The 24372-nt window shown below is 72.1% G+C and carries 24 protein-coding genes; 15 read left to right on the top strand and 9 right to left on the bottom strand.

Annotated elements, in window-relative coordinates; all coding sequences use genetic code 11:
• The first annotated feature begins 92 nt into the window (after positions 1 to 92).
• The 11 genes from AB5J73_RS25575 to AB5J73_RS25625 all read left to right on the top strand — a co-directional run bounded on the left by AB5J73_RS25575 (position 93) and on the right by AB5J73_RS25625 (position 9475).
• Entirely contained in the window at positions 93 to 1211 is a 1119-nt protein-coding gene (locus AB5J73_RS25575) for a TIGR03364 family FAD-dependent oxidoreductase (protein ID WP_370961213.1), read from the top strand.
• Positions 1208 to 1870: an HAD family hydrolase gene (locus AB5J73_RS25580; protein WP_370961214.1), complete on the top strand. Its 663-nt coding sequence runs from the start codon at positions 1208 to 1210 to the stop codon at positions 1868 to 1870. The genes AB5J73_RS25575 and AB5J73_RS25580 overlap by 4 nt, the downstream gene beginning before the upstream one ends.
• Positions 1867 to 2874: a 2-aminoethylphosphonate ABC transporter substrate-binding protein gene (locus AB5J73_RS25585; RefSeq protein ID WP_370961215.1), complete on the top strand. Its 1008-nt coding sequence runs from the start codon at positions 1867 to 1869 to the stop codon at positions 2872 to 2874. The genes AB5J73_RS25580 and AB5J73_RS25585 overlap by 4 nt, the downstream gene beginning before the upstream one ends.
• Complete coding sequence (locus AB5J73_RS25590) at positions 2871 to 3920, top strand: ABC transporter ATP-binding protein (RefSeq protein ID WP_370961216.1); 1050 nt, start codon at positions 2871 to 2873, stop codon at positions 3918 to 3920. The genes AB5J73_RS25585 and AB5J73_RS25590 overlap by 4 nt, the downstream gene beginning before the upstream one ends.
• Positions 3917 to 4768 carry a 2-aminoethylphosphonate ABC transporter permease subunit gene (locus AB5J73_RS25595; protein ID WP_370961217.1) on the top strand — a complete coding sequence of 284 codons (852 nt, stop codon included), beginning with the start codon at positions 3917 to 3919 and terminating at the stop codon, positions 4766 to 4768. The genes AB5J73_RS25590 and AB5J73_RS25595 overlap by 4 nt, the downstream gene beginning before the upstream one ends.
• On the top strand, positions 4746 to 5543 hold the full coding sequence (locus AB5J73_RS25600) for an ABC transporter permease (RefSeq protein ID WP_370961218.1): 798 nt from the start codon (positions 4746 to 4748) through the stop codon (positions 5541 to 5543). Before AB5J73_RS25595 ends, AB5J73_RS25600 begins: the two co-directional genes overlap by 23 nt.
• A 36-nt stretch (positions 5544 to 5579) precedes the next feature.
• The gene (locus tag AB5J73_RS25605; RefSeq protein ID WP_370961219.1) at positions 5580 to 6068 is read left to right on the top strand and encodes a hypothetical protein; all 489 of its coding nucleotides are present in this window, start codon (positions 5580 to 5582) and stop codon (positions 6066 to 6068) included.
• Between the two features lie 217 nt (positions 6069 to 6285).
• Entirely contained in the window at positions 6286 to 6783 is a 498-nt protein-coding gene (locus AB5J73_RS25610) for a hypothetical protein (RefSeq protein ID WP_370973320.1), read from the top strand.
• A 23-nt stretch (positions 6784 to 6806) separates the two neighbouring features.
• Positions 6807 to 7244 (top strand): SRPBCC family protein, encoded by a 438-nt coding sequence (locus AB5J73_RS25615; protein WP_370961220.1) that lies wholly within the window; start codon positions 6807 to 6809, stop codon positions 7242 to 7244.
• A gap of 66 nt (positions 7245 to 7310) precedes the next feature.
• Entirely contained in the window at positions 7311 to 8708 is a 1398-nt protein-coding gene (locus AB5J73_RS25620) for an MFS transporter (RefSeq protein WP_370961221.1), read from the top strand.
• Between the two features lie 101 nt (positions 8709 to 8809).
• Complete coding sequence (locus tag AB5J73_RS25625; RefSeq protein WP_370961222.1) at positions 8810 to 9475, top strand: hypothetical protein; 666 nt, start codon at positions 8810 to 8812, stop codon at positions 9473 to 9475.
• A 57-nt stretch (positions 9476 to 9532) separates the two neighbouring features.
• Here AB5J73_RS25625 and AB5J73_RS25630 read toward each other — a convergent pair whose 3' ends face one another.
• The 4 genes from AB5J73_RS25630 to AB5J73_RS25645 form a co-directional block, all read right to left on the bottom strand.
• On the bottom strand, positions 9533 to 11185 hold the full coding sequence (locus AB5J73_RS25630; RefSeq protein ID WP_370961223.1) for a fumarate hydratase: 1653 nt from the start codon (positions 11183 to 11185) through the stop codon (positions 9533 to 9535).
• A gap of 466 nt (positions 11186 to 11651) precedes the next feature.
• Positions 11652 to 12683 (bottom strand): sigma-70 family RNA polymerase sigma factor, encoded by a 1032-nt coding sequence (locus AB5J73_RS25635; RefSeq protein WP_086862670.1) that lies wholly within the window; start codon positions 12681 to 12683, stop codon positions 11652 to 11654.
• Between the two features lie 286 nt (positions 12684 to 12969).
• Positions 12970 to 13395 (bottom strand): D-aminoacyl-tRNA deacylase, encoded by a 426-nt coding sequence (dtd, locus tag AB5J73_RS25640; protein WP_370961224.1) that lies wholly within the window; start codon positions 13393 to 13395, stop codon positions 12970 to 12972.
• Positions 13392 to 14897 carry a methyltransferase gene (locus tag AB5J73_RS25645; protein ID WP_370961225.1) on the bottom strand — a complete coding sequence of 502 codons (1506 nt, stop codon included), beginning with the start codon at positions 14895 to 14897 and terminating at the stop codon, positions 13392 to 13394. The genes dtd and AB5J73_RS25645 overlap by 4 nt, the downstream gene beginning before the upstream one ends.
• A gap of 28 nt (positions 14898 to 14925) precedes the next feature.
• Here AB5J73_RS25645 and AB5J73_RS25650 point away from each other — a divergent pair, with 28 nt between their 5' ends.
• Together AB5J73_RS25650 and AB5J73_RS25655 are read left to right on the top strand one after the other, a co-directional pair.
• Entirely contained in the window at positions 14926 to 16191 is a 1266-nt protein-coding gene (locus AB5J73_RS25650) for an amidohydrolase (protein ID WP_370961226.1), read from the top strand.
• Between the two features lie 37 nt (positions 16192 to 16228).
• Positions 16229 to 16543 (top strand): DUF3099 domain-containing protein, encoded by a 315-nt coding sequence (locus AB5J73_RS25655; protein ID WP_370961227.1) that lies wholly within the window; start codon positions 16229 to 16231, stop codon positions 16541 to 16543.
• A 72-nt stretch (positions 16544 to 16615) separates the two neighbouring features.
• Here the strand turns inward: AB5J73_RS25655 and AB5J73_RS25660 are convergent, their stop codons facing one another.
• Genes AB5J73_RS25660 through AB5J73_RS25675 form a run of 4 tightly spaced genes read right to left on the bottom strand, consistent with a single transcriptional unit; the run spans position 16616 to position 19805 of the window.
• Positions 16616 to 17488 (bottom strand): carbohydrate kinase family protein, encoded by an 873-nt coding sequence (locus AB5J73_RS25660; RefSeq protein ID WP_370961228.1) that lies wholly within the window; start codon positions 17486 to 17488, stop codon positions 16616 to 16618.
• Positions 17485 to 18390: a pseudouridine-5'-phosphate glycosidase gene (locus AB5J73_RS25665; RefSeq protein ID WP_370961229.1), complete on the bottom strand. Its 906-nt coding sequence runs from the start codon at positions 18388 to 18390 to the stop codon at positions 17485 to 17487. The genes AB5J73_RS25660 and AB5J73_RS25665 overlap by 4 nt, the downstream gene beginning before the upstream one ends.
• A 9-nt stretch (positions 18391 to 18399) precedes the next feature.
• Positions 18400 to 19017, bottom strand: a complete 618-nt coding sequence (locus AB5J73_RS25670; RefSeq protein ID WP_370961230.1) for a hypothetical protein — start codon at positions 19015 to 19017, stop codon at positions 18400 to 18402.
• Positions 19017 to 19805: a sporulation protein gene (locus tag AB5J73_RS25675; RefSeq protein WP_370961231.1), complete on the bottom strand. Its 789-nt coding sequence runs from the start codon at positions 19803 to 19805 to the stop codon at positions 19017 to 19019. Before AB5J73_RS25675 ends, AB5J73_RS25670 begins: the two co-directional genes overlap by 1 nt.
• 58 nt (positions 19806 to 19863) lie before the next feature.
• Here AB5J73_RS25675 and AB5J73_RS25680 point away from each other — a divergent pair, with 58 nt between their 5' ends.
• Together AB5J73_RS25680 and AB5J73_RS25685 are read left to right on the top strand one after the other, a co-directional pair.
• Positions 19864 to 20106, top strand: coding sequence for a DUF3039 domain-containing protein (locus tag AB5J73_RS25680; RefSeq protein ID WP_167379801.1), 243 nt, complete (start codon positions 19864 to 19866; stop codon positions 20104 to 20106).
• A 166-nt stretch (positions 20107 to 20272) separates the two neighbouring features.
• Positions 20273 to 21109, top strand: coding sequence for a hypothetical protein (locus AB5J73_RS25685; RefSeq protein ID WP_370961232.1), 837 nt, complete (start codon positions 20273 to 20275; stop codon positions 21107 to 21109).
• A gap of 52 nt (positions 21110 to 21161) precedes the next feature.
• Here AB5J73_RS25685 and AB5J73_RS25690 read toward each other — a convergent pair whose 3' ends face one another.
• Positions 21162 to 24308 carry an efflux RND transporter permease subunit gene (locus tag AB5J73_RS25690; protein ID WP_370961233.1) on the bottom strand — a complete coding sequence of 1049 codons (3147 nt, stop codon included), beginning with the start codon at positions 24306 to 24308 and terminating at the stop codon, positions 21162 to 21164.
• Between the last annotated feature and the right edge of the window lie 64 nt (positions 24309 to 24372).

A 24372-nucleotide genomic window follows, 5' to 3' on the forward strand; every position in this document is an offset into this window, starting at 1 on the left:
ATAACTCATCCGGTCCAATATTCGAGGGTCCTTCACGCTCCGTTAGCCGTCGGGTCAGCCGTCGTTGGCGCGCGGCCGACAGCGTGGGCGGCGTGCGAATCCTCATCGTGGGCGGTGGCGTGCTCGGCACGTTGCACGCCTGGCAGGCCGTCGAGCGCGGCCACGACGTCGTCCAGCTCGAACGCGAACCCGAGGCCCGGGGCGCGTCCGTGCGCAACTTCGGCCTGGTCTGGGTCGGCGGCCGCGCGGCAGGCGCCGAGCTCGGCACCGCGCGGCGGGCCCGGCTGCTGTGGGAGCGGATCGGCGAGCGCGTCCCGGCCCTCGGCTTCCGCGCCAACGGCTCGCTGACCGTCGTCCGGACCGAAGCCGAACTCGCCGTCGCCCGTCAGGTCGCCGAAGGGCCCGAAGCCGCCGAGCGCGGGTACGAGCTGCTCGACGCCACCGAGACCCGGGCGCTGAACCCGGCTCTCCGCGGCGATTTCCGCGGCGCGCTGTGGTGCGGGCGCGACGCCGCCGTCGAGCCGCGGACCGCGCAGCCCGCCCTGCGGGCCGAACTCGCGAAGACCGGCCGCTACACCTGGCGGCCCGGCCGGGAGGTCCGGCACCTGAGCGCCACCGGCGTCGTCGACGACCACGGCGAGCGGCACGACGGCGACGTAGTCGTGTTCTGCACCGGCGCCCGGACCGGCGGCCTGGTGCGCGAGCTGGCCGGCGACCCGCCGGTGCGGCGCGTGCGGCTGCAGATGGCCCAGACCGAGCCCCTCGGCGAAGCGCTCACCACGAGCGTCGCCGACGGCGACAGCTTCCACTACTACCCGGCTTACCGCGGTCCGGCACTCGACGCACTCGCGGAAACCCAGCCCCAGGCCGACGTCGCCGCCGCCCACCGGATGCAGCTGCTGCTCGTCCAGCGGCTCGACGGCTCGCTCACCATCGGCGACACCCACTCCTACGACGAGCCGTTCGCCTTCGACGTCACCGAAGACCCCTACGCGCACCTCGCCGACGTCGCCGGGGCCCTGCTGGGGCGCCCGCTGCCGCCGATCCGCCGCCGCTGGGCCGGGGTGTACGCGCAGACCGCCGATCCCGGCCGGATCGTGCACCGCGCGCGCGTCGCGGACAACGCCGTGCTGGTCACCGGGCCCGGCGGGCGCGGCATGACCTGCGCGCCCGCCATCGCCGAAGACACCGCCGAGGAGCTGGACCTGTGACCCCCGAACTCGTCGTGCTCGACATGGCCGGCACGACCGTCGCCGACGACGGCCTCGTCGTGCGGGCCTTCACCGAAGTCATCCGGTCCGCCGGCGTGCCCGACGAGAAGTACCCCGAGATGCTGCGGTACGTCCTCGACACCATGGGCCAGTCGAAGATCGTCGTCTTCCGCGCCCTCCTCGGCGACGAAACCCGGGCCCGGCAGGCGAACGCGGCCTTCGAAGCCGCCTACGGGGAGCTGGTGGGGGAGAGCAAGCCGGTCCCCGGCGCCGAAGCCGTCGTCCGCGGCCTGCGCGAGGACGGCGTCAAGGTCGCCTTCACCACCGGCTTCGCGCCCGCGACCCAGCGGGCCATCCTCGTCGCCCTCGGCTGGCGCGACCTCGCCGACCTCGCGCTCGCCCCCGGCGACGGCGTCCGCGGCCGCCCGTTCCCCGACCTCGTCCTCGCCGCGGCGCTGCGGCTCGAAGTCACCGACGTGCGGCGGATCGCCGTCGTCGGCGACACCGCTTCGGACGTCCTGTGCGGCCTCCGCTCGGGCGCGTCCGTCGTCGCGGGCGTGCTCACCGGCGCCGGCCGCCGCGAAGACCTCGCCGGCGCCACCCACGTCCTCGGCTCCGTCTCCGACCTCCCCGCCGTGCTCGAAGGAGAACCCCGATGAAGAAGACCCTGGCCACCGTCCTCGCGGTGGCGCTGACCGCGCTGCTCTCCGCGTGCGGTGGCACCGGCGCCGGTGCCACCGGCGGCAAGACCGTCACCGTGTACACAGTGGACGGACTGGAAGACTGGTACACCGCCCGGTTCGCCGAGTTCAAGGCACAGACCGGCATCACCGTGCAGGCGGTCACCGCCGGCTCCGGCGAAGTCGCTTCGCGCGTGGAGAAGGAAAAGGCCAACACCCAGGCCGACGTCCTCGTCACGCTGCCGCCGTTCATCCAGCGCGTCGCCGGCCTGCTGCAGCCCTACACCCCGCAGGGCGCGGACCAGGTGTCGGACAAGGATCCGCAGGGCCGCTTCGCCGCGATGATGAACAACTACCTCAGCTTCATCCGCAACCCGGCGGCCACGCCGAAGACCTGGGACGACCTCCTCGACCCGAAGCTCAAGGGCAAGGTCCAGTATTCGACACCCGGCGAGGCCGGCGACGGCACCGCCGTGCTCCTGCAGCTGCAGCACGTCCTCGGCGAGCAGGGCGCGCTCGACTACCTCGGCAAGCTGGAGGCCAACAACGCGGGGCCGTCGTCCTCCACCGGCAAGCTGCAGCCGAAGGTGGCCAAGGGCGAGCTGCTCGTGGCCAACGGCGACGTCCAGATGAACCTCGCCGAGATCGCCAAGAGCGGCGGCTTCGAGGTGTTCTTCCCAGCCGACGCCCAGGGCAGGCGCTCGACCTTCGCGCTGCCGTACTACGCCGGGCTCGTGACGAACGCGCCGCACCCCGACGACGCGAAGCGGCTCCTCGACTTCCTGTTCTCCCCGGAAGTCCAGGCGAAGGCCGCCGACGCGTACGGCATCCCGGCCCGCGCCGACGTCACGGCCACCGGCGCGAACGCGGCGAAGATCAAGGCCGCGCTTGACGGCGTCGAGATCTGGCACCCGGACTGGGTCGCGGTGCTCGGGAAGCTCGACGCCGACCTTGCCGCGTACAAGAAGGCCGTCGGCCGGTGACGCCGTCCGTCGAGTTCCGCGGGGTATCCGTCCACTTCGGACGGACCACCGCGCTGGACACCCTCGACCTCGCGGTCGGCCGCGGCGAAACCCTCGCGCTGCTCGGGCCGTCCGGCTCCGGCAAGTCGACGGCGCTCAAGGCGCTGGCCGGGTTCGTGCGGCCCAGCGCGGGACGGGTGTTCCTGAACGGCGAGGACGTCACGGACCTGCCGCCGCACCGCCGCGGTCTCGGCGTCGTGGTCCAGAGCTACGCGCTGTTCCCGCACCTGCGCGTCGACGCCAACGTCGCGTTCGGCCTCAGGGCCCGGCGGTGGCCGCGCGCCGACGTCGCGGCGCGGGTCGCCGAGGTCCTCGGCCTGGTCGGGATGGGGGCCTACGCCCGCCGGTTCCCGCGCGAGCTGTCCGGCGGCCAGCAGCAGCGGGTCGCCCTGGCCAGGGCGCTGGCCATCCGCCCCGACGTGCTGCTGCTCGACGAGCCGCTGTCCGCGTTGGACGCCGCCCTGCGCGAGGACATGATCGCGGAGCTGCTGCGGCTGCGCGCCGAACTGCCGGGCACCACGCTCGTCTACGTCACCCACGACCAGGGCGAAGCGCTCGCGCTGGCCGACCGGATCGCCGTCATGCGCGACTCGCGGCTGGTCGAAACCGGGCCGTGCGAACAGCTTTACCGGCGCCCGGCGAACGCGTTCACCGCGAGCTTCCTCGGCGCGGCCAACCTCATCCCGGTCGACCTGGTCCGCGCCGGGTCCCCGGCGACCGTCCGGCTCGGCGAGCGCGAGCTGACCGCCGAACCGACCGGCGCGCTCGGCGCCGGCCCGGTCGCGCTCGGCGTGCGCCCGCACCGGGTCGGCGTCGGCGAACCGGCAGCGGGCACGCTCCCGGCGCTGGTCACGGCCGTGCAGTGGCGCGGCACCGGCTACCGCCTGGACCTGGTGCTGGCGACCGGCACGACGATCCGGGCCGAGGTGCCCGAGGCGTTCACCGTCGGCACGGCGGTCGGGGTGTCCATCCCGGACGGCTGCCCGCTGGTCGGGGCCGTCTCGTGACCGCCGTGGCCCTCGTGAGTGAGAAACAACGTGCTGACCCTGTTTCCCGCTCACGACGGGGTTCGCTGTGGGTGCTGCCGCCGCTCGTGGTCGTCGCGGTGTTCTTCGGTTACCCGCTGGTGCTGGTGGCGGGGCAGTCGCTGACCACGGACACCGGGTTCGGCCTGGACGTCTGGGCCGAGGTGCTCGGCTCGGCCGAGTTCCGCGACGCGGCGCTCCAGACGGTGCTGCTCGCGCTGGGCGCCACCGCCGGCTGCGTCGTGCTCGGCACGTTCCTCGCCCTGGTCATCGCGTTCGTCCCGTTCCCCGGCGCGCGGACGCTGTCGCGGCTGGTCGACACGGTGCTCGCGTTCCCGTCGTTCCTCATCGCGCTGGCGTTCACGTTCCTCTACGGCAGCGCCGGCGTGCTCGGCGCGGGCGGCTTCCTCTACTCGCCGTGGGGCGTGCTGCTGGCCGAGATCACGTTCTACACGCCGTTCGTGATGCGGCCGGCGCTGGCGGCGTTCGGGCAGATCCCCGGCGTCCACCTGGACGTCGCCGCGTCGCTCGGCGCGCGGCCGGGCCGGGTGCTGGCGCGGGTGGTGCTGCCCGCGGCGCTGCCGTCGCTGGCCTCAGGCGCCTGCCTGACGCTGCTGCTCGCGCTCAACGAGTTCGGCATCGTGCTGTTCCTCGGCGCGAAGGGGGTCACGACGCTGCCGATGCTGGTGTACGGCAAGGGGATCGTCACGTTCGACTTCCCGGCGGCGAGCGTCGTCGCGCTGGTCGACGTCGTGCTTTCGCTGCTGTTGTACGGGTGTTACCGGGTGCTCGCGGGAAGGGGTCGCGGTGCTGCTGTGGACGCGGCGTAGCAAGGTGCTGCTGTGGCTGGTTTTCGGCGTGGTGTTCGCGGTCGTCGTCGCGGCCCCGCTGGTGATGATCGTGCTCGCGTCGTTCGCCGGGCACTGGACGGGCGTGCTGCCCGGCGGGTTCACCCTCGGCCACTACGCGGACGCGCTGGCGGGGGAGACGTTCGCGAGCCTGTCGGTGAGCATCCAGACCGGCGTCATCGCGGGCGCGGCGGCCGTCCTGCTCGGGACGTGGGCGGCGCTGGCCGCGGAAACCGCGTCACCCCGGCTGCGGCGGCTCGCGGGGACGGTGTTCCACCTGCCGATCGCGGTGCCGTCGGTGGTGCTGGGGCTGGCGCTGCTGGTGGCGTTCAGCCGGCCGCCGCTGGCGTTCAACGGGACCCGCTGGATCGTGCTGCTCGGGCACCTGCTGATCGTGCTGCCGTTCGCCTTCAGCACGGTGTCGGCGGCGCTCACCCGCGTCGACCCCCAGCTCGCGCAGGCGGCGGCGTCCCTCGGGGCCTCCCCCGTCCGGGTGCTGGTGCGGGTGCGCGTGCCGGTGCTGCTCCCGGCGATGACGGCGTCGGCGAGCCTCGCGCTGGCGATGTCGATGGGCGAGCTGGGCGCGACCATGATGCTGTACCCGCCGGACTGGCGCACGCTCCCGGCGAGCGTCTTCGCGCTGACCGACCGCGGCCAGGTGTTCCTCGCCTCCGCGGCGACGGTGCTGCTGCTCGCCGTCACCGGCGCGGGGGTGATCCTGCTGGGCCTGGTCCGCGGCCGGGCGGCGCACCGGTAGGTGCAACCGTTTCGGCGTCCGGTCCGTCTGGCAGGTATGCGCACACTGCTGGGTACGGTCCTGCTGCTCCTGACGCTGACCGCGTGCGGGGCGAGCACCGCGGGCGCTCCGGGCGGCACCGGCCCGGAGACGCCCACGACGTCGTCTTCGTCCCCGCTGCCGGGTTCGCCGACGGTCGCCCCGCCGCCGTCCCAGACGGTCGGCCGCCCCACGCAGGGCATCGCCCCGGGCGACGACGTGATCGCCGAATCCCAGGTCGACGCACGTTCCCTGCCCGAGGGCTACCCCCGCAGCCTCACCCGCAGCCTCGACGGCAAGACGGTCATCCTGCAGGCGGAGGAGGGCGGCTGCCGCCGCGTCTCGGCGCGGGTCGGCGACCAGACGCCGCAGCAGGTGGTGGTGCTGATCGCCGTCACCGCGGCGAAGAAGGGCCAGATGTGCCCGGACTACATCCGCGAGATCACCGTCCCGCTGGCGCTGGCCGAGCCGCTCGGCACCCGCACGGTGGTGCTCCGCCAGGGCTGACCCCGCCCCGGACGCTGGGAGGGTGACCCCGGGATGCCCGGGGTCACCCTCCCAGACCACGTTCCGCCGCACTTTCACGTGAAAGTGCGGCCACCCTCCCGCCGCACTTTCACGTGAAAGTGCGGCCCCGCTACCCGCCGGAGCCGAACGGATCGATCTTGCGTGCAACCCCGTGTCGGGCCCGTTCCGTCTTCGGGGCATGAGGTACTTAGCGAAGGTGGTCGGGACAGGCGCGTTCCTGCTGATGGCGACGGCCTGCGCCGGCCAGGACATGCCCACCAGCCAGCCCGCTGCCGGGGGTGACTCCGCGGCGCCGACCGGCAGCGTTTCGACGTCGCCGAGCGAGTCGGTGCTGCCCGGCTCGCCGACGGCGAACCCGCCGGGCAAGCCGCGGCTCACCGTGCCCGAAGGCAGTACGCCGGTGCCGCCCGCCAAGATCGACGCGACCGCGCTGCCCGGCGGCTTCCCGCACGAGGTGTGGACGGCCAACGGCGGCACCGTGCTCAACATCCGCGCCCAGGAGGGCGGCTGCGGCCACGCCCTCGGCGAGGCGACCGAGCAGGGCGGCGACCACGTCGTGGTCAACCTGAGCGAGACCAAGGCCCAGACCGGCCAGATGTGCACGATGGACATCCGGTACCCGGTGATCTCGGTCGCGCTGGCCGCGCCGCTGGACCAGCGCACGGTGGTGCTGAAGACCACGCCGCCGAAGTGATCACCCTGGCCTAGGCTCGGGTGATGGGAAGCCGCCAGGTCTCACGCACCGCGATCGTCGCCACGACCCCGGAGAAGATCTTCGGGCTCCTGGCCGATCCGGCCCAGCACCCGCTCATCGACGGATCCGGGACGGTCCGGGCCGCCCAGCCGGGCGGCCCGGACCGGCTCTCGCTCGGCGCCACGTTCGGGATGGACATGAAGCTGGGCCCGTCCTACAAGATCCTCAACACCGTGGTGGAGTTCGAAGAGGACCGCCTGATCGCCTGGCGCCACTTCAACGGCCACCGCTGGCGCTGGCGCCTGGAGCCCCTCGGCGACGGCCGCACCGAGGTCACCGAGACGTTCGACTGGTCGACGGCGAAGTTCCCGCTGGCCATCACGCTCAGCCCGTTCCCGCGCAAGAACGCCCAGGGCATCGAGAAGACCCTCGCCCGGCTCACGGAGCTGTTCCCGGGCTGACGAAGACCGCACCCAATTAGTTGTACAGTGCTTAATATTGTCCGTGCAACTACTTGCGAGGGTGCGGTGCCCCAGCCCGTCCGGCCCCGGGTCGTCCTGGCCGTCTGCTGCCTGAGCCTGTTCATCGTCGGGCTCGACAACACGATCGTGAACCTCGCCCTGCCCTCGATCCGCCACGAGCTGGGCGCATCCGTCGCGAGTCTGCAGTGGACGATCGACGCGTACACGCTCGTCCTGGCGAGCCTGCTCATGCTGTCCGGCTCCACGGCCGACCGGATCGGGCGGCGCCGGACGTTCCAGGCCGGGCTCGCGCTGTTCAGCCTCGGCTCGCTGCTGTGCGGCGTCGCCCCCAACGTCGGGACGCTGATCGCCTTCCGCGCGCTGCAGGCCATCGGCGGGTCGATGCTCAACCCGGTCGCGCTGTCCATCGTCACCAACGTCTTCACCGAACCCCGCGAGCGCGCCCGCGCGATCGGCGTGTGGGCCGGGGTGGTCGGGCTGAGCATGGCGGTCGGGCCGGTGGTCGGCGGCGCCCTCGTCGGCTGGGCCGGCTGGCGCTCGATCTTCTGGATCAACGTCCCGGTCGGCGTCGCCGCGATCGTGCTGACGGCGTTCTTCGTCCCGGAGTCCCGTTCGCCGCACCCGCGCCGCCTCGACCCGGCCGGGCAGCTGCTGGTGATCGTCCTGCTGGCTTCGCTCACCTACGCGATCATCGAAGGGCGCGGCGCGGGCTGGACGTCGCCGGAGATCATCGGCTGCTTCGCCGTGGCCGCGATCGCGCTGGCCGTCCTGCTGCCGTACGAGCGGCGGCGCACGGATCCGTTGCTGGAACTGAGGTTCTTCCGCAGCGTCCCGTTCTCCGGCGCGACGCTCACCGCCGTCACCGGCTTCGCGGCGCTGTCCGGGTTCCTCTTCCTCAACACGCTCTACCTGCAGGAAACCCGCGGGTTTTCCGCGCTGCACGCGGGATTGCTGACGCTCCCGATGGCGGCGGTGACGGCGGTGTGCGCGCCGCTGTCGGGCCGGGTGGTCGCCGCCCGCGGGCCGCGGCTGCCGCTGCTGGTCGCCGGTGCCGGGATCGCCGTGTCCGGCTCCGTGCTGGCCGGCATCGGCCCGGCCACGCCGATTCCGGTGCTGGTACTGGGGTACGTGTGCTTCGGCGCCGGCTTCGGCATGCTCAACGCGCCGATCACCAACGCCGCGGTGTCCGGGATGCCGCGCGAACGCGCCGGTCTCGCGGCGGCGGTGGCCTCGACCAGCCGCCAGGTCGGGATTTCCCTGGGGGTGGCGGTGATCGGCGCGGTCGTCGCTGCGAGTTCGCCCGCGGCGGACCGGGTGGCGTGGGTGATCGTCGCCGCGTGCGGGGTACTGGTGTTCGCGCTGGGCCTGATCACCACCGGACGCTGGGCGCTGGCCACCGCGGCGCGCGTCAATGGTTCGGACCACGGCGTACCGGTCGGCTGAACTCCGCCGTCGAAGCTGTCGAAAATTTCGCGAAAGCGGTGAACCGCCTTCGTGATCGAGCCGTGTCCCCGGGTGAGGTGGTGATCAGAGAGGAGGGGCGCATGCCCCGGTTGAGTAGTGGTCGGCACCGCAAGCAGGCGACCATCGGCCTGGCCGCGTTGCTGGGGGTTTCCGGCATCACCGCGACCGCGATCGCGCTGAGCAGCCCGGCGAGCAACGCGGCCGAAGCTCCCAAGGAGAACTGCGCAGGACTCGACACCGCACTGCAGAACAACCTGAACTTCATCGCGGGCCAGCAGGCGAACCCGGACGCGCAGTCGGCCGCGCGGATCGCCAACCGGCAGGCGGTGGTGGACCTGATCCAGCAGCGGCGCCAGGTCGCCGAGTGCACCGCGAACGTCGTGGCGGACAACGGCCAGGCCGCCCAGGCCCCGGCCGCGCAAGCGCCGGTTCAGCAGGCGCCGGCGCAGCAACCGGACCAGCAGCAGGACCAGTCCGGAGTGGACACCGGTGCCGTCGGCGAAGTCGTGTGCCCGGGGTCGACCGTGACCCTCTCGGGCGAAGGCGGCGAACCGGCCGCGTCGAGCAACCAGTTCCCGGCGGGGACGAAGCTGAAGGTGACGAACCTGGACAACTCGAAGTCCACCACGGTGGCGGTCACGTCGGTGTCGGGCAGCTGCACGCTGCTCAACAACGCGGCCTTCGAACAGGTTCGGGAACCCGGAAAGTTCCTCATCCGGCGCGCGCGGATCGAGCGCGTCGGCTGAGGGAGCAGGGAAGGAAGGGGGCACCGGCGGCGGGCCGGTGTCCCCTTCCCCTGCGTCCTAACGGAAGCTGATCTGCAGCACCGGGTCGCCGGTGCTGGCGAAGAAGTCGTTGCCCTTGTCGTCGATGACGATGAACGCCGGGAAGTCCTCGACCTCGATCTTCCACACGGCTTCCATGCCGAGCTCGGCGTACTCCAGGACGTCGACCTTCTTGATGCAGTCCTGCGCGAGCCGGGCGGCCGGGCCGCCGATCGAGCCGAGGTAGAACCCGCCGTGCGCCTGGCACGCCGAAGTCACCTGCTTCGACCGGTTTCCCTTGGCCAGCATGACGAGCGAGCCGCCGGCGGCCTGGAACTGCTCGACGTAGGAGTCCATCCGCCCGGCCGTGGTCGGCCCGAACGAGCCGGACGCGTAGCCCTCGGGCGTCTTCGCCGGGCCCGCGTAGTAGACCGGGTGGTTCTTCAGGTAGTCCGGCATCCCCTCACCGGCGTCGAGGCGCTCGGCGATCTTGGCGTGCGCGATGTCGCGCGCGACGACCAGCGGCCCGGTGAGCGAAAGCCGCGTCTTGACCGGCAGCTGCGAAAGCTGCGCGCGGATCTCGGCCATCGGCCGGTTGAGGTCGACGCTCACGACGTCGTCGGAGAGGTCCTCCTCGGTGATCTCGGGCAGGAACTGCGCCGGGTCGCGCTCGAGCTGTTCGATGAACACGCCGTCGGCGGTGATCTTGGCCTTGGCCTGCCGGTCGGCGGAGCAGCTCACGGCGATGCCGACCGGGCACGAAGCACCGTGGCGGGGGAGCCGGATGACGCGGACGTCGTGGCAGAAGTACTTGCCGCCGAACTGCGCGCCGATGCCGAACTGCCGGGTCATCTCCAGGACCTGCTGCTCCAGGTTCGGGTCGCGGAAGGCGTGCCCCAGCTCGGAGCCTTCGGTCGGCAGGTTGTCGAGGTAGCGCGCGGAGGCGAGCTTCGCGACCTTGAGGTTGAACTCGGCCGACATCCCGCCGACGACGATCGCGAGGTGGTACGGCGGGCAGGCCGCGGTGCCGAGGCTGCGCAGCTTCTCGTCGAGGAACCGCGCGAGCCGCTTCGGGTTCAGGACGGCCTTGGTTTCCTGGTACAGGAACGTCTTGTTGGCGCTGCCGCCGCCCTTGGCCATGAAGAGGAATTCGTAGGAGGGGTCACCCTCTTTGTGGTAGAGCTCGATCTGGGCGGGCAGGTTGGTGCCCGTGTTGCGCTCGTCCCAGAAGTTCACCGGCGCCATCTGCGAGTACCGCAGGTTGAGCTGCTGGTAGGCGTCGAAGATGCCCTGCGAGAGCGCGCGCTCGTCGTCCCCGCCGGTCAGCACGCCCTCACCGCGCTTGCCGACGACGATGGCGGTCCCGGTGTCCTGGCACATGGGCAGGACCCCGCCGGCCGAGATGGCGGCGTTGCGCAGCAGGTCCATGGCGACGAACCGGTCGTTGCCCGAGGCTTCGGGGTCGTCGACGATGGCGCGCAGCTGCTTCAGGTGTGACGTGCGCAACAGGTGCTGGATGTCGGTGATGGCGGTGCGCGCGAGGGTGGTGAGCGCTTCCGGGTCGATCTTCAGGAAGGTCCGCCCGGCGGCTTCGACGGTCTCGACGCCCTGGTCGGTGACCAGCCGGTATTCGGTGGTGGTGTCCTTGCCCAGCGGGAGGACTTCGGTGTGCTGAAACGTGGTGGACGGCACTGCCAGGCTCCTTTGCCAGCTCCGGGATCCGCCCACCTTATGCGGAGGGGGAGAGTACGCCGAAGAGGCATGCGGTCACTGTGGGCCACCCCACGGACCCGCTCGTGGCCACCTCGCCTGCCGGCGGTTCGCCCGTGGGCGGCGGGGAAGTTTGGTCGGGAGGCCGGGTCCACCCCGACGGACCCGACCTCCCGGGGGAAGCTCCCGGATGCGTGCACACCCGGTCGCGAGGCCGATGCCGATATCCATTCGAGCCGCTCCACGAATGTGACGTGACCGAAGTCATAAGTCAACGCGGCCGAACGGGTGTCGGCGGAAGGTTGCTACCCAGGCCCGGCGGAGGCAAAACCCGTTTTTCGTGGAAAATTTTCCGGCTCGGCGGAATGCCTGGTCGTCGGCTCGGCCGTGCGCGAAAAAAAGAGGGCGGGCGCACGGTGGGTGCGCCCGCCCTCTCCGGACGGATCGGTCAGCTGGCGTAGGCGCGGAGCCGGTCCGCGCGCTCGCCCTGGCGGAGCTTGGACATGACCTCGCGCTCGATCTGGCGGACGCGCTCGCGGGAGAGCCCGAAGTGCTTGCCGATCTGGTCGAGCGTGCGGGGCTGGCCGTCGTCGAGGCCGTAGCGGAGCCGGATGACCTGCTGTTCGCGGTCGTCCAGCGTCGACAGGACCCGGCGCAGGTCGTCCTGCAGCAGGCTCGAGATCACGGCGCTCTCGGCGTCGGTCGCCTCGGAGTCCTCGATGAAGTCGCCCAGCGGGGCGTCTTCCTCGGTGCCGACCGGCATGTCCAGGCTTACCGGGTCACGCGAGTGGTCGAGCAGGTCCGAGATCTTGTGCGCCGGGATGCCGGATTCGGCGGCCAGCTCCTCGTGGGTCGCGTCGCGCCCGAGCTGCTGGTGCAGGTCGCGCTTGATGCGGGCCAGCTTGTTCACCTGTTCCACCAGGTGGACGGGGAGCCGGATGGTGCGGCCCTGGTCGGCCATCCCCCTGGTGATGGCCTGGCGGATCCACCAGGTGGCGTAGGTCGAGAACTTGAACCCCTTGGAGTAGTCGAACTTCTCGACCGCGCGGATGAGACCCAGGTTCCCCTCCTGGATCAGGTCGAGCAGCGGCATCCCCCGGCCGGTGTAGCGCTTGGCCAGCGAAACCACCAGGCGGAGGTTGGCCTCCAGCAGGTGGTTCTTCGCCACGTGGCCGTCGCGGACCAGGGCGGCCAGCTCGGTGCGGCGCTTCGCGGTCAGGCTCTCCGCGGTGTCCAGCATGTGCTGGGCGAAGACACCCGCCTCGATGCGCTTGGCCAGCTCGACCTCGTCGGCCGCGCTGAGCAGGGCCGTCTTGCCGATGCCGTTGAGGTAGACGCGGACGAGGTCGGCGGCGGGGCTCTGGGCGTCGAGGTCGGCGTCGGTGAGCGCCCCCACGCTCATCGACGGCTCCTCGGACAGCTGAGCCGGGATGCGCTCGCGAATCCCGCGCGACTCGCGTTCGAGAGTCTGGACTGACATTCTGCCTCCCCGGTCACGGGCTGAACGTGCTGCTGCGGTGGTCCCGCCGGTGCTTCCCGGCGACCGGGGCCTGTGGATCCCGGTACGCCGGTCCGGCCGGCTTGGCTGGACATCTGGCACAACGCTCCGGGTTTCCAAAACGTTCCCGGCTCGCTGAAAAGGAGACGGCTGCCGGCGGGCTCCGGTTGCTCGACCATTGCTGAGCTTTTGCTGAGAACGTTCCGTGACCGGGAAACCTGAGAATCCGATGTGAATCGGGTCAGGATGTGAACCGTACCGCTGTGGTCTAGACCTCTACGACAACCGTGAACGGACCGTCGTTGACGCTCGACACCGCCATCATCGCCCCGAAACGGCCCGTCGCCACGGTGGCGCCGCGGCCGCGCAGCTCGGCCACGACCGCGTCCACCAACGGCTCGGCGACCTCGGGCCGGGCGGCCTGCGTCCACGACGGCCGCCGCCCTTTCTTCGTGTCGCCGTAGAGCGTGAACTGGCTCACCACGAGCAGCGGCGCATTCGCCGTGGCGCATGATTCCTCGTCACGGAGTACCCGCAGTTCGTACAATTTCCGCGCCATCGCGGCGGCCTTCGCCGCGTCGTCGTCGACGTGGATTCCCAGCAGCACAAGCAAACCCGGCTCGTCGATCGCGCCGACGACCTCGCCGGCGACGGTGACGTCCGCCCGCGTGACGCGGGCCGCGACGGCCCTCACCGCCCCGCCGGGACGAGCATCCCGTGCCGGACGAGCTCGCGGACGACCGGCAGCGCGGTGGCGGTGAGTTCCGAGGCGTCGAGCCCTTGCGAGAACGCGAGGAGCTCGATCAGGTCCGCCAGCGGCAGCGCGCCGCGGCAGCCCGCCAGGAGCCGCGTCGCCAGTTCGTCGACCTCGTGCTGCCAGCCCGGCCCGTCGGTGCGGTGCAAGCGCCGGATCGACGTCGCCCAGCCTTCGTCGCCGGGTTCCTCGACGCTTTCCAGTAGCACCGTGTCGGGCACAACAAATCGGACATCGAGCAATGAATCACCCGATTCGCGCAGCCATTCCACCCGGTCCAGCCAGCCCGCCGCTTCCGGTCCCAGCGGGTCGTCGTAGGCCTGCCGCAGGTCTTCGCAGACCACTGTGGGACTGCTCACCCCGGCCGCCCGGCGCAGCGTGACGAAGCCGAACCCGATGCCGCGGACGTCGTTCGCCGCGAACCAGTCGAGCCACGCCGCCGCCTTCGCCCGGCCCTCCGGCGAGCGCGGCTCGAGACCGGCGTCCCGCAGCCAGGTGCCGACGTAGAGCGCCGGGTCGGCGACGTCGCGCTGCACGAACCACGCGTCGGTCTCGGCGGGCAGCCAGCGGCTCACCCGGTCGGCCCAGTCCTCCTTGCCGGTGTGCAGCCACGAAGCCAGCAGGTGACCGACGCCGCCGTCGTTCAGGAAGCCCGGCAGCTGCCGCACGACCAGCGCGCTGGCGTCGTCGCCGGCCAGTCCGGAGTCGCGGTAGGTGTAGTCCACCCGCGCCGGGCCGACCACGAACGGCGGATTGCAGACGACCTGGTCGAACCTCCGCCGCGCGACCGGCGCGAACCACTCGCCGCGCAGGAGCTCGACGTCCAGCTCGTTCAGCCGGAACGTCGCCGCGGCCAGCGCCAGCGCCCGCCCGGAGACGTCGGTCGCGGTCACCCGCTGCGCGTGCCGGGCCGCGTGCAGCGCCTGCACGCCGTTGCCGGTGCCCAGGTCGAGCAGCGTGCCGACGGGGTTGCGGCTGGTCGCGCGGATCAGCGACAGCGACGCGTGGCCGACGCCGAGCACGTGGTCCTCGGGCACGGTGCTGCCGAGCACGTCGGCGTCGAGGTCGGAGACCACCCACCAGGAGCCCTCTTCGTCGCCGTGCGGCCGGACGTCGAGCGCGGCGCGGTACCCGTCGCCGGCCGCGGCCAGCAGCCCGGCGGCGACGGCGTCTTCGGGGGCGAGCGGCGCGAACGCGGCCTTGACCGCGGTCTCCGATTCGGTGCCGCCCAGCAGGAACAGCCGGATCAGCGCGCCGAGGTCACCCGCGTCGCGGCTCGCGCGCTCCGCGGGTACCGGCTCACCGCGGCCCAGCGCGGCGTGCGCGGCACCGCCGAGGGCGGCCACCACGCCGTCGGCGTCGTAGCCGGTGCGGCGGAAGGCCTCGCGCAGCCGCGCGCAGACGTCGTCGGACAGGTCGGGCAGTACGCTTCGCGTGCTCACGGTGGGTAATGCTGCCACGATGGCCCCCGTGACCCTTGAACACGTCCTCGCCCCGCTCGACGCGGCGCTGCCCGAGCTCGAAGCGCTGTACATCGACCTGCACCGCCACCCCGAACTCTCCTTCGCCGAGACCCGGACGGCGGCCGAGCTGGCCCGGCGGCTGGAGCGCGACGGCTACGAGGTGCACACCGGCATCGCCGGGACCGGCGTGCTGGGCGTGCTGCGCAACGGCGAGGGTCCGACGGTCCAGCTGCGGGCCGACATCGACGCGCTGCCGGTCGAGGAGAAGACCGGGCTGTCCTACGCCAGCACCGCCCGCGGCACCGACGAGCACGGCAAGGACGTCCCGGTCATGCACGCGTGCGGGCACGACATGCACGCGACCTGGCTTTCCGGGGCCGCCGCGCTGCTGGCGAAGGGCCGCGACACGTGGTCCGGCACGCTGCTCGTGGTGTTCCAGCCCGGGGAGGAGAGCGCGGGCGGCGCGTCGGCGATGGTGCGCGACGGGCTGTTCGACATCGCCGGGAAGCCCGACGTCGTGTTCGGCCAGCACCTGGTGCCCGGCCCGGCGGGCTGGGTGCTCACCCGGCCCGGCGTGATCATGGCCGCGACCGACACGCTGCGCATCACCCTGCACGGCCGCGGCGGGCACGGCTCACGCCCGGAAACGACCGTCGACCCGGCCGTCCTGGCCGCGTCGGTGGTGCTCAAGCTGCAGACGATCGTGTCCCGCGAGATCGCCGCCACCGACTCCGCCGTGGTCACCGTCGGCTCGCTGCACGTGGGCTCCGCGAGCAACGTGATCGCCGACGACGCCGTCCTGGAGGTCAACGTCCGGTCCTTCGACCAGGCCGTCCGCGAGCGGGTGCTGGCCGCGGTCGAGCGGATCGTCAACGGCGAGGCGGCCACGGCGGGGGCGCCGAAGCCGCCGGACATCGAGCGCTCCGGCGCCTACCCGATCACCGAGAACGACGAGGCCGCCAACGACGCCCTCACCGAGGTCTTCCGCGCCCGCTTCGGCGCGGAGCTGGTCATGCCGGCGCCGCTGGTGACCGGCAGCGAGGACTTCAGCGAGTTCGGCCGCGCGGCCGGCGCGCCCTCGGTGTTCTGGCTGGTCGGCGGCTTCGACCCGGAGACGGTGATCACGGCGATGACCGAGGGCCGCTTCGAGCGCGACGTCCCGTCCAACCACTCGCCGCGGTTCGCCCCGGTGCTGCACCCGACCCTGCGCACCGGGATCGAGACCCTGGTCGCCGCCGCGCTGAGCCGGTTGTCCCACCCCGGTGTCGGATGACCCGCGCAAGTGGGACGATGGACGCGGAGGTGGTGCAGTGACCACGCCCGCCAGCGGCCCCGACCCGGTGCTGATCACCGGGGCGGCGCGGTCGTACGAAGAACAGCTCGCGACGCGCAAGCGCAAGTACGTGATCATGATGGCGTGCCGGATCCCGTGCCTGATCCTCGCCGGGCTGACCTACCACACGTGGTGGCTGGCGCTGGGGTTCCTCGCGATCTCGGTCCCGCTGCCGTGGATCGCGGTGCTCATCGCCAACGACCGCCCGCCCCGCAAGGCCGAGAACGTCAACCGGTACGAGCGCGAGGCGAAGGCGATCGAAGGCACGAGTCACCGAGTCATCGACGGCTGAAGGCGGCACTTTCGTAGGGAAAGTTGCGCTTCCGGCGGGCTGAAGCGGCACTTTCCCTATGAAAGTTCCGGCCTAGGCGGGCTGCGGGCCCACCTTCCCGACGGCGAGGGCGCCCAGCCGGGTGCCGTGCCGGAGGACGTCCACAGTGGACTCACCGGCCAGCCAGCCGGTGAGCACGCCCGCGTCGAACGCGTCGCCCGCGCCCGTCGAGTCGATGCACTCGGCCTCGACCGCGGGCACGCTCGTCACGCCGCCGGCGTCGACCCAGCTGGCGCCGTCCAGCCCGGCCGTCACGACCACCGCGCCGACCGCGTCGAGCAGCTCCTTCGCCGCCGCCGGGTCCGCCGAGCCGGTCAGGGCGACCAGCTCCTCGGTGTTCGGCATCAGCAGGTCGACGCCGCGGACGTCGTCGAGGAACGCGGCCGGGTCGGTGATGTGCGCGGCCGCCTGGGGATCGACCGAAGTGGTCAAGCCGGCTTCGCGGGCGGCGGCCAGGGAAGCCAGCCCGGCCGCCCGCGACGGCGGGTCGAGCAGCACGTACCCGGACAGGTGCAGGTGGCTCGCGCCGGCCAGCGCCTCCGGGGTGACGTCCTCGGGGGCGAAGCGCTGGTTCGCGCCGCGGTCGGCGAGCATGCTCCGCTGCCCGGAGCCGTCGACCATCACCACGACGCAGCACGTCGGCGCCTCGTCGTCCACGGCGAACGCGCACCGCACGCCCGCCGCCTCCAGCTCCGCGCGGATCAGCCGGCCGCCGGGGTCGTTGCCGATCCGCGCGAGCAGCGTCGTTTCCGCGCCGAGGGAACGCAGCCACAGCGCGGTGTTGGCGCCCGAGCCGCCGCCGGTGAACCGGATCTTCGCGCGGGCGTCGCCGCCGTGCGGCAACGGCTTGTCGTGCCGGGCGATCACGTCCAGGGCCGCGTCGCCGACCACCACGATCCCGCTCATGCCAGCGCCACCGCGACCTCGGCGGCCAGCTTCGCGTTGTTGAGCACGAGCGCTTCGTTCGCGTCGATGCTCGCGCCGTCGCTGGCGGTGTGGAAGTGCTCCAGCAGCACCGGCGTGACGTCGGCGCCGTGCACCCCCCGCTCCGCGACCAGGGCGAGGCCTTCGGCGAGCAAGCGGTCGTGCAGTGCCTTGTCCATTTCGGACGCTTCGGGGATGGGGTTCGCCAGCAGCACACCGGAACCGGCGTACGCGCGGTGCGCGGCGACCACGGCGGCGGCCTGCTTCGGGTCGTCGACCCGCCAGCCGACCGCGTGCCCGGACGAGCGCAGGTAGAACGCCGGGAAGTCGTCGGTGCGGTACCCCAGCACCGGCACCGAGTTCGTCTCCAGCACCTCGAGCGTCGCCGGGATGTCGAGGACCGACTTCACACCGGAGCAGACGACCACGGTCGGCACCTTCGCCAGCACGCCGAGGTCCGCCGAGACGTCCCACGACTGCGCGGCGCCGACGTGCACGCCGCCGAGCCCGCCGGTGGCGAACATCCCGATCCCCGCGGCGGCGGCCAGCGCCGACGTGCTCGCCACGGTCGTCGCGCCCGAGCGGCCGAGCCCGACGGCGGGGCCGAGGTCGCGCAGCGACAGCTTGTCCAGCCCGGCGTCCGGCGCGCAGACCCGCTCCAGCTCGGCGGGGGAGAGACCGACGACGACCCGGCCGTCGAGCACCGCGATCGTGGCCGGGACGGCCCCGCCGTCACGCACCACGCGCTCGAGGCGGCGGGCGACGTCGAGGTTGCGGCCGGCGGGGAGGCCGTGGGACAGGATGGTGCTCTCCAGCGCTACGACGGGGTGCCCGTCACGCAGCGCCGAGGCGATCTCTTCGTGCAGGTGGAGTGGGGTGGTCACGAGGGACCATCATCGGTGATCGGTCCGCTCGCCGCGCCAGTGGGTCAGCTCGGCCGTGAGGTTCTTTTCCGCGGCCATCGCCCAGCGTGCCCGCGCGGCTTCGCTGCGGTACAGCTCACGCGCGAGCATCCCTTCCAGGACCGCGATGCGGCCTTCGCGCCAGACGTCGTCGGGGTATTTCGCGTACTCCTGGCGCACACTCTTCGCGTAGACCGCGTACTCGCCGGGCGGCGCGCCGAGGATGGCCAGATCGGCGTCGAGCAGCGCGGTCGCGAGGGGGTCGTCCGGCGGGGCGTCGTGCGTGATCGTGGCGAGGATCAGGCCTTCGACCCGCTCGACGTGCGCTTCGGCGACCCCGTCGAGCGCTTCGCGGGCCCACGCCGCGCTGGCGCGTTCGTCTTCGCCGGGCTTCGCGTCGTACACGACGTCGTGCGCCCAGGCGGCGACGGCGAGCATCGCGCGTTCGGTGCCGCCGAGGTCGCCGGCCAGCCGAGCCGAGTCGCGGACGACGGCGGCCGCGTGGTCCAGCGTGTGGTAGCGGCGGTGCGGCTCGCCGTAGCGCGCTTCGAGCCGCGGCCAGGCCGCGGACCTGCCGCCCAGCGCCGCGACCGCGTCGGGCCACTCCATCAGTCGAAGATCCCGCGGGGCCGGGCCACCTGGTCGAGCCAGTCCTCGAGCTGCTTCTCCCAGTTCACGTCCGGCTTCATCGTGAACTTCCCGAGGAAGTCCTGCCCGCGCCCGCCGAAGCCGCCGGTCTTGCTCACCCGGACCCGCTTGGTGACCTCGAGGACGACGTCGGTGCGCTCCGCCGAGGTCAGGAAGGTGACCGCGACTTGCGAGAAGATGCTCGCGAAGCGCGGCGAAGGCGCGAAGCGGATCTCCTGGAAGAACGGCAGCTGCTGCTGGGCGCCGTCGATGCGGCCCTGTTCGAGGATCGCTTCGCGGAAGGTGAAGCCGGTCCGGCTGAGCGCGTCGAGGACCCGCTTCTGGGCCGGGAGCGGCTCGATCGCGACGGCGTCGGCGTCGAACGGGTCGCTGACCGCGGCGGCCAGGTCGAGCTCGGCCCGGACCCCGACCGCCATCCCGGGCAGCGGCTTGGCGTAGACGCTGGTCACCGGTGTCTCCCAGGGCAGCGGCACCTCGAACGGCACCCGGACCTGCTGGCCGGCGCGGATGGTCTCGCGGCCGACGAGCTGCTGGGTGCCGAAGGGGAGGTCTTCGGTCTTGTCCGCGCCGGGGACCTGGACGCGCGCCAGCAGCGTCACCGAGAGGCCCTTGATCTCCTGGTCGACCTCGCCGCCGAGCAGCAGGACCTCGCCGTGGAGGGGGCGGCCGGGGGCGGCGGCGGTCTCGAGCAGCCGGGCGTCGATCCGCGCCCCGCCGGAGCCGAACGTCGCGAGCACCTTCTGGAACATGCCGTGGATCCTGCCAGGCCGGGGACCGTTCGCACCGGGACTCGGGCACAATGGCCGGGTGAGCACCGAGACGCTGACGAAGCCGGAAACCACGCCCGAGGGCACGGACACCACCGACGACGACACGCCGAAGATGTTCCACTACGTGAAGAAGAACAAGATCGCCGAGAGTGCGGTCATGGGCAACCACGTGGTGGCGCTCTGCGGCGAGGTCTTCCCGGTGACGAAGTCGCCGAAGCCCGGCTCGCCGGTCTGCCCGGCGTGCAAGGAGATCTTCGACGGGCTGCGCCCGGGGGAGTGACCCCGGCCTGAATCCCCCGGCGGGGTGAACCCGCCGGGGCTTCTTGCTGTCCGGATGCGCACGGATCAGCGGACAAACGTGAAAAACCTTCATTCGGCGGGTGTGCCGGGTACCGGAGTCCTGGTAAATCCAGCGGGCCAGGTTCCCCCACCCACCGGAGTCGCACATGCGCAGAACCGGGATCGTGCTCACCCTCGCCGCCCTGCTGGCCGTGGTCTCGCCCGCACTGGCCCAGGCCGTCACCGGCTGGACGGAGGTCGGCCGCGACCAGGCCAGAGCCCTCGACGAGAGCCAGGGCCTCGCGACGATCGTGCGGCCGTCGGGCACCACCATCCGCTACACCGGGATCGGCACGATCCCGGCGGACCTCAACTCCCAGGGCTGGAGCCACGTCGGCGACCCGGGCTCGGCCCAGGGCTGGTACGTCGAGCCCTACCAGCGCGACGACCGCGGCGCGAAGCTCTTCCGCGTCCAGGCCCCGGACGGCTCGTGGGCGAACTACCAGCACGCCCTCGAGTCGTGGGAAGCGAACAACAATTCGTTCGCCGCGGTCTCGCCCGACGCCCGCTGGCTGGTGGCGGGGGAGTGGGGCACGATGGACCGCCTCCTGGTCCACCCGATGCCCGGCGTGGCGGCCACCGATCCGGCGCGGAACCTGCCGATGGCCGGCACGATCCGCCTCGACCACCAGGTCCGCGACGTCCAGGGCTGCGACTTCCAGACGGCCACCCGCCTGCTCTGCGCGTCGGACGACCCGGACGGCAGCCTCTTCGGCACCACGAAGCCGCTGCTGCAGATCGACCTGGCCGGCCTGCTGTCCGGTTCGGACGTCAGCGGGCACGTCACCTCGCTGGGCCAGCTGCCCCTGCGCAGCGGCTGCTCGGGGAACTTCGAGGTCGAGGGCATCGACTTCGACGAGCGGGACAGCACGCTGCGGGTGATCGTGATGTCGCCGAGCATCTGCATCCTGTTCGACAGCATGACCTACCGCTTCAAGCAGTGAGAACGGCGAAGGCCCGCACTTTCACGTGAAAGTGCGGGCCTTCGCCGTGTGGTCAGGCGGTCGGGGCGGGGTCCAGGGACTCCGACTCCGGGACCTTCGCCGGGGTGCGGCGAGCCTCGCGACGAGCGCGGCGACGCTCCTTGCGGGTCTCGACCATCGTGTACAGCGTCGGGACCAGCACCAGGGTCAGCAGCGTCGAGCTGACCAGGCCGCCGATCACCACGATGGCGAGGGGCTGGCCGATGAAGCCGCCCTGGCCGGTGATGCCCAGCGCCATCGGGACCAGCGCGAAGATCGTCGCCGCCGCGGTCATCAGGATCGGGCGCAGGCGGCGCCGGCCGCCCTCGGTGACCGCGTCCGCGACGCTCATCCCTTCGGCGCGGTACTGGTTGATCAGGTCGATCAGGACGATCGCGTTCGTCACCACGATGCCCACCAGCATCAGCATGCCGATCAGCGCCGGGAGGCCGAGCGCGGTGCCGGTCGCCAGCAGCAGGCCGATCGCGCCGGTCGCCGCGAACGGGATCGACACCAGCAGGATCAGCGGCTGGATCAGGCTGCGGAACGTCGCCACCATGATCAGGAACACGATCGCGATCGCCGCCAGCAGCGCCAGGAACAGGTTCGAGAACGCCTCCTGCTGGTCCTGGCTCACGCCGCCGAGCGAGTAGGACGCGCCGCCGGTGAACGTCAGGCCGTCCAGCTCGGACTTGATGTCGGCGGTCGTCTTGCTCAGGTTGTCGCCGGTGTTCTTGGCCGTCACCGTGGTGCTCAGGTCGCCGCCGGTGCGGTGCACCGCCGCCGGTCCGTCCACAGTGGACACCTTCGCGACCTCGTCCAGCCGGACGACGCCCGCCGGGCCCGGGATCGGCAGGGCCTTCACCTGGTCGACCGTGACCGGCGCGGTGCCGGCGCGCAGCACGACGTCCGTGCGCTGCCCGTCGACCGGCAGCTGCGTCACCGTGCGGCCCGCGATCGCCTGGTTGGCGACCTGGCCGATGGTGCTCGCCGACAGCCCGCGCGCGGCGGCCGCGGCGTCGTCCACCTCGACCTGCACCCGCGGCGAGCCGACGGCCAGGTCACTGGTCACCTCGGTCAGCCCGGAGACCCCGCCCAGCGCCTGGACGACCTGGTCGGACGCCGGCTTGAGCGCGGCCTCCGACGGCGCGGTCACGGTCACCGAGATCTGGTCGGAGTTGAAGCCGGACGCGTCCGCGCCGATCTTGATCTCGCCCAGCTCCGGCCGGGAGGTCAGCTTCGACCGCAGCCGGTCCGACAGCGCGTCGAGGTCGGTGTCCTTCGCGACGGTGACCGAAATGCTCGTGTTGGTCCCGCCGCCGAAGCCGAACGCGCCGCCCCCGCCGACGCTGACCTGGTACGTCTGCACCGCGGACTCCGCCGCCAGCGCCTGCTCGACCGCGGTGGCGGCCTTCTCCTTGGCCTCGACGCTGGTGCCCGCGGGCAGCTTCTGCGTCATGTTCAGCGTGGTGCCGCCGGACTGGTCGAGGAAGTTGGTGTTGAGCCGCGTCGCGAGCCCGACGGTGCCGGCGAAAATCAGCAGCGCCAGCAGCACGACGGTCAGCCGCCGCTTGGTGGCGAACCGGATCACCGGCAGGTACGCGCGCTGCAGCAGGCCGCGGCGCTCCTTCTCGACGGCGGCTTCGCGCGCCCGCTCGGCTTCGATGGCGTCCGCCGGGACAGCGGGCTGCTTCAGGAACCAGTACGCCAGCACCGGAACCACGGTCAGCGACACGAGCAGCGAGGCCAGCAGCGCCACCGTCACCGTGATCGCGAACGGCGAGAACAGCTCCCCGACGAACCCGCCGACGAACGCGATCGGCAGGAACACCGCGACGGTCGTCAGCGTGGACGACGTCACCGCGCCGGCCACCTCGCGGACGCCGTCGAGCACCGCGCGCTGCTTTTCCTCGCCGTAAGCCAGGTGTCGCTTGATGTTCTCCAGCACGACGATCGAGTCGTCGACCACCCGGCCGATCGCGATGGTCAGCGCGCCGAGGGTGAGCAGGTTGAGCGACAGGTCGCCGGTCCACAGCGCCAGCAGCGCGACCACCACCGACAGCGGGATGGACACCGCGGTCACCAGCGTCGAGCGCACCGACAGCAGGAACAGCAGGATGACGAGGACGGCGAACGCCAGGCCCAGCAGGCCTTCGGTGGTCAGGCCGCTGATCGCGTCCTTCACCGGGGTGCCCTGGTCGAACACGACGTTCATCTCGGCGCCGGTCTTCTTCGCCAGCTCCGGCAGCTTGTCGCGCACGGCGTCGGAGATCGCGACGGCGTTCCCGTTGTCCACCATGGTGATCGAGAGGCCGAGGCTCGGCTTGCCGTTGGTGCGCGTGATCGACGTCGGCGGCGCGAAGCCGGCCTGGACGTCGGCGACGTCACCCAGCTTCACCGGCCCGCGCGCCGGCGCGCCCGGCCGCGACGACGAAGCCGCGCTCGGCGTGAGGTAGAGGTTGCGGATCGTGTCCACAGTGGTCTGCCCGCCGCCGACCTGGACGCTGAGCGTCTTGCCGCCTTCGGTCAGCGTGCCCGCCGGGATCGCGGCCCCCGCCGTCTGCAGGGTGGTGGCGATCGACGTCGGGTCGACGCCCGCGGCGGCCAGCTTCGCGTAGTCGAGGGTGATCGTGACGCGCGGCTGCTGCACACCCGTGACGGTCACCGTGCGGACGCCGTCGATCTTCCGCAGTTCCGGGGCGACCTGGTCGGTCAGCGCGGGCGCGAGCGCCTGCGGGTCCCCGGCCGTGCCCGCGGCGACCAGCACCACCGGCAGGTCGTCGGTGCTGCCCGCGGACACGGCGGGCTCGGAGTTCTGCGGCAGCCGCGGCCGGACCTGGTTCACCACCTGCTGGATCTGCTGGACGGCGCCGTCGATGTCCGTGCCGAACTCGAACTGCGCGACCACGCGCGAAACGCCGTCCGAGGACGTGGAGTTGACCTCCTCGAGCCCCTTCAGCCCCTGCAGCGCACCTTCGAGGGGCTCGGTGACCTGCCGGTCGACCGCGTCCGGCGAAGCGCCCGCGTACGCGGTGACGATCTGGGCCTGCGGGAACTGCAGGGACGGGAACAGCTGCTGCTTGATCTGCGGCAGCGCGAACGCCCCGAACCCGACGACGACGAGCGCGAGCAGGCCGATCAGGCTTCGGTTGCGCAGGCTCAATCTGGCCAGCACGGACATGACTCTGGGAACCCCCTCGGGAACGACGCGGCGACCGACGCCGGCGTCAGTGACCCGGAGAGCG

Origin of the sequence: Amycolatopsis sp. cg9 (assembly GCF_041346945.1) — a bacterium.
GTDB lineage: Bacteria > Actinomycetota > Actinomycetes > Mycobacteriales > Pseudonocardiaceae > Amycolatopsis.

What these genes read in the sequence shown, in the direction of transcription:
- AB5J73_RS25585 (WP_370961215.1), top strand. Translation starts at nt 1,867, where the DNA reads ATGAAGAAGACCCTGGCCACCGTCCTCGCGGTGGCGCTGACCGCGCTG.
- AB5J73_RS25605 (WP_370961219.1), top strand. Translation starts at nt 5,580, where the DNA reads ATGCGCACACTGCTGGGTACGGTCCTGCTGCTCCTGACGCTGACCGCG.
- AB5J73_RS25615 (WP_370961220.1), top strand. Translation starts at nt 6,807, where the DNA reads ATGGGAAGCCGCCAGGTCTCACGCACCGCGATCGTCGCCACGACCCCG.
- AB5J73_RS25625 (WP_370961222.1), top strand. Translation starts at nt 8,810, where the DNA reads ATGCCCCGGTTGAGTAGTGGTCGGCACCGCAAGCAGGCGACCATCGGC.
- AB5J73_RS25635 (WP_086862670.1), bottom strand. Translation starts at nt 12,683, where the DNA reads ATGTCAGTCCAGACTCTCGAACGCGAGTCGCGCGGGATTCGCGAGCGC.
- AB5J73_RS25660 (WP_370961228.1), bottom strand. Translation starts at nt 17,488, where the DNA reads ATGAGCGGGATCGTGGTGGTCGGCGACGCGGCCCTGGACGTGATCGCC.
- AB5J73_RS25670 (WP_370961230.1), bottom strand. Translation starts at nt 19,017, where the DNA reads ATGGAGTGGCCCGACGCGGTCGCGGCGCTGGGCGGCAGGTCCGCGGCC.
- AB5J73_RS25675 (WP_370961231.1), bottom strand. Translation starts at nt 19,805, where the DNA reads ATGTTCCAGAAGGTGCTCGCGACGTTCGGCTCCGGCGGGGCGCGGATC.
- AB5J73_RS25685 (WP_370961232.1), top strand. Translation starts at nt 20,273, where the DNA reads ATGCGCAGAACCGGGATCGTGCTCACCCTCGCCGCCCTGCTGGCCGTG.
- AB5J73_RS25690 (WP_370961233.1), bottom strand. Translation starts at nt 24,308, where the DNA reads ATGTCCGTGCTGGCCAGATTGAGCCTGCGCAACCGAAGCCTGATCGGC.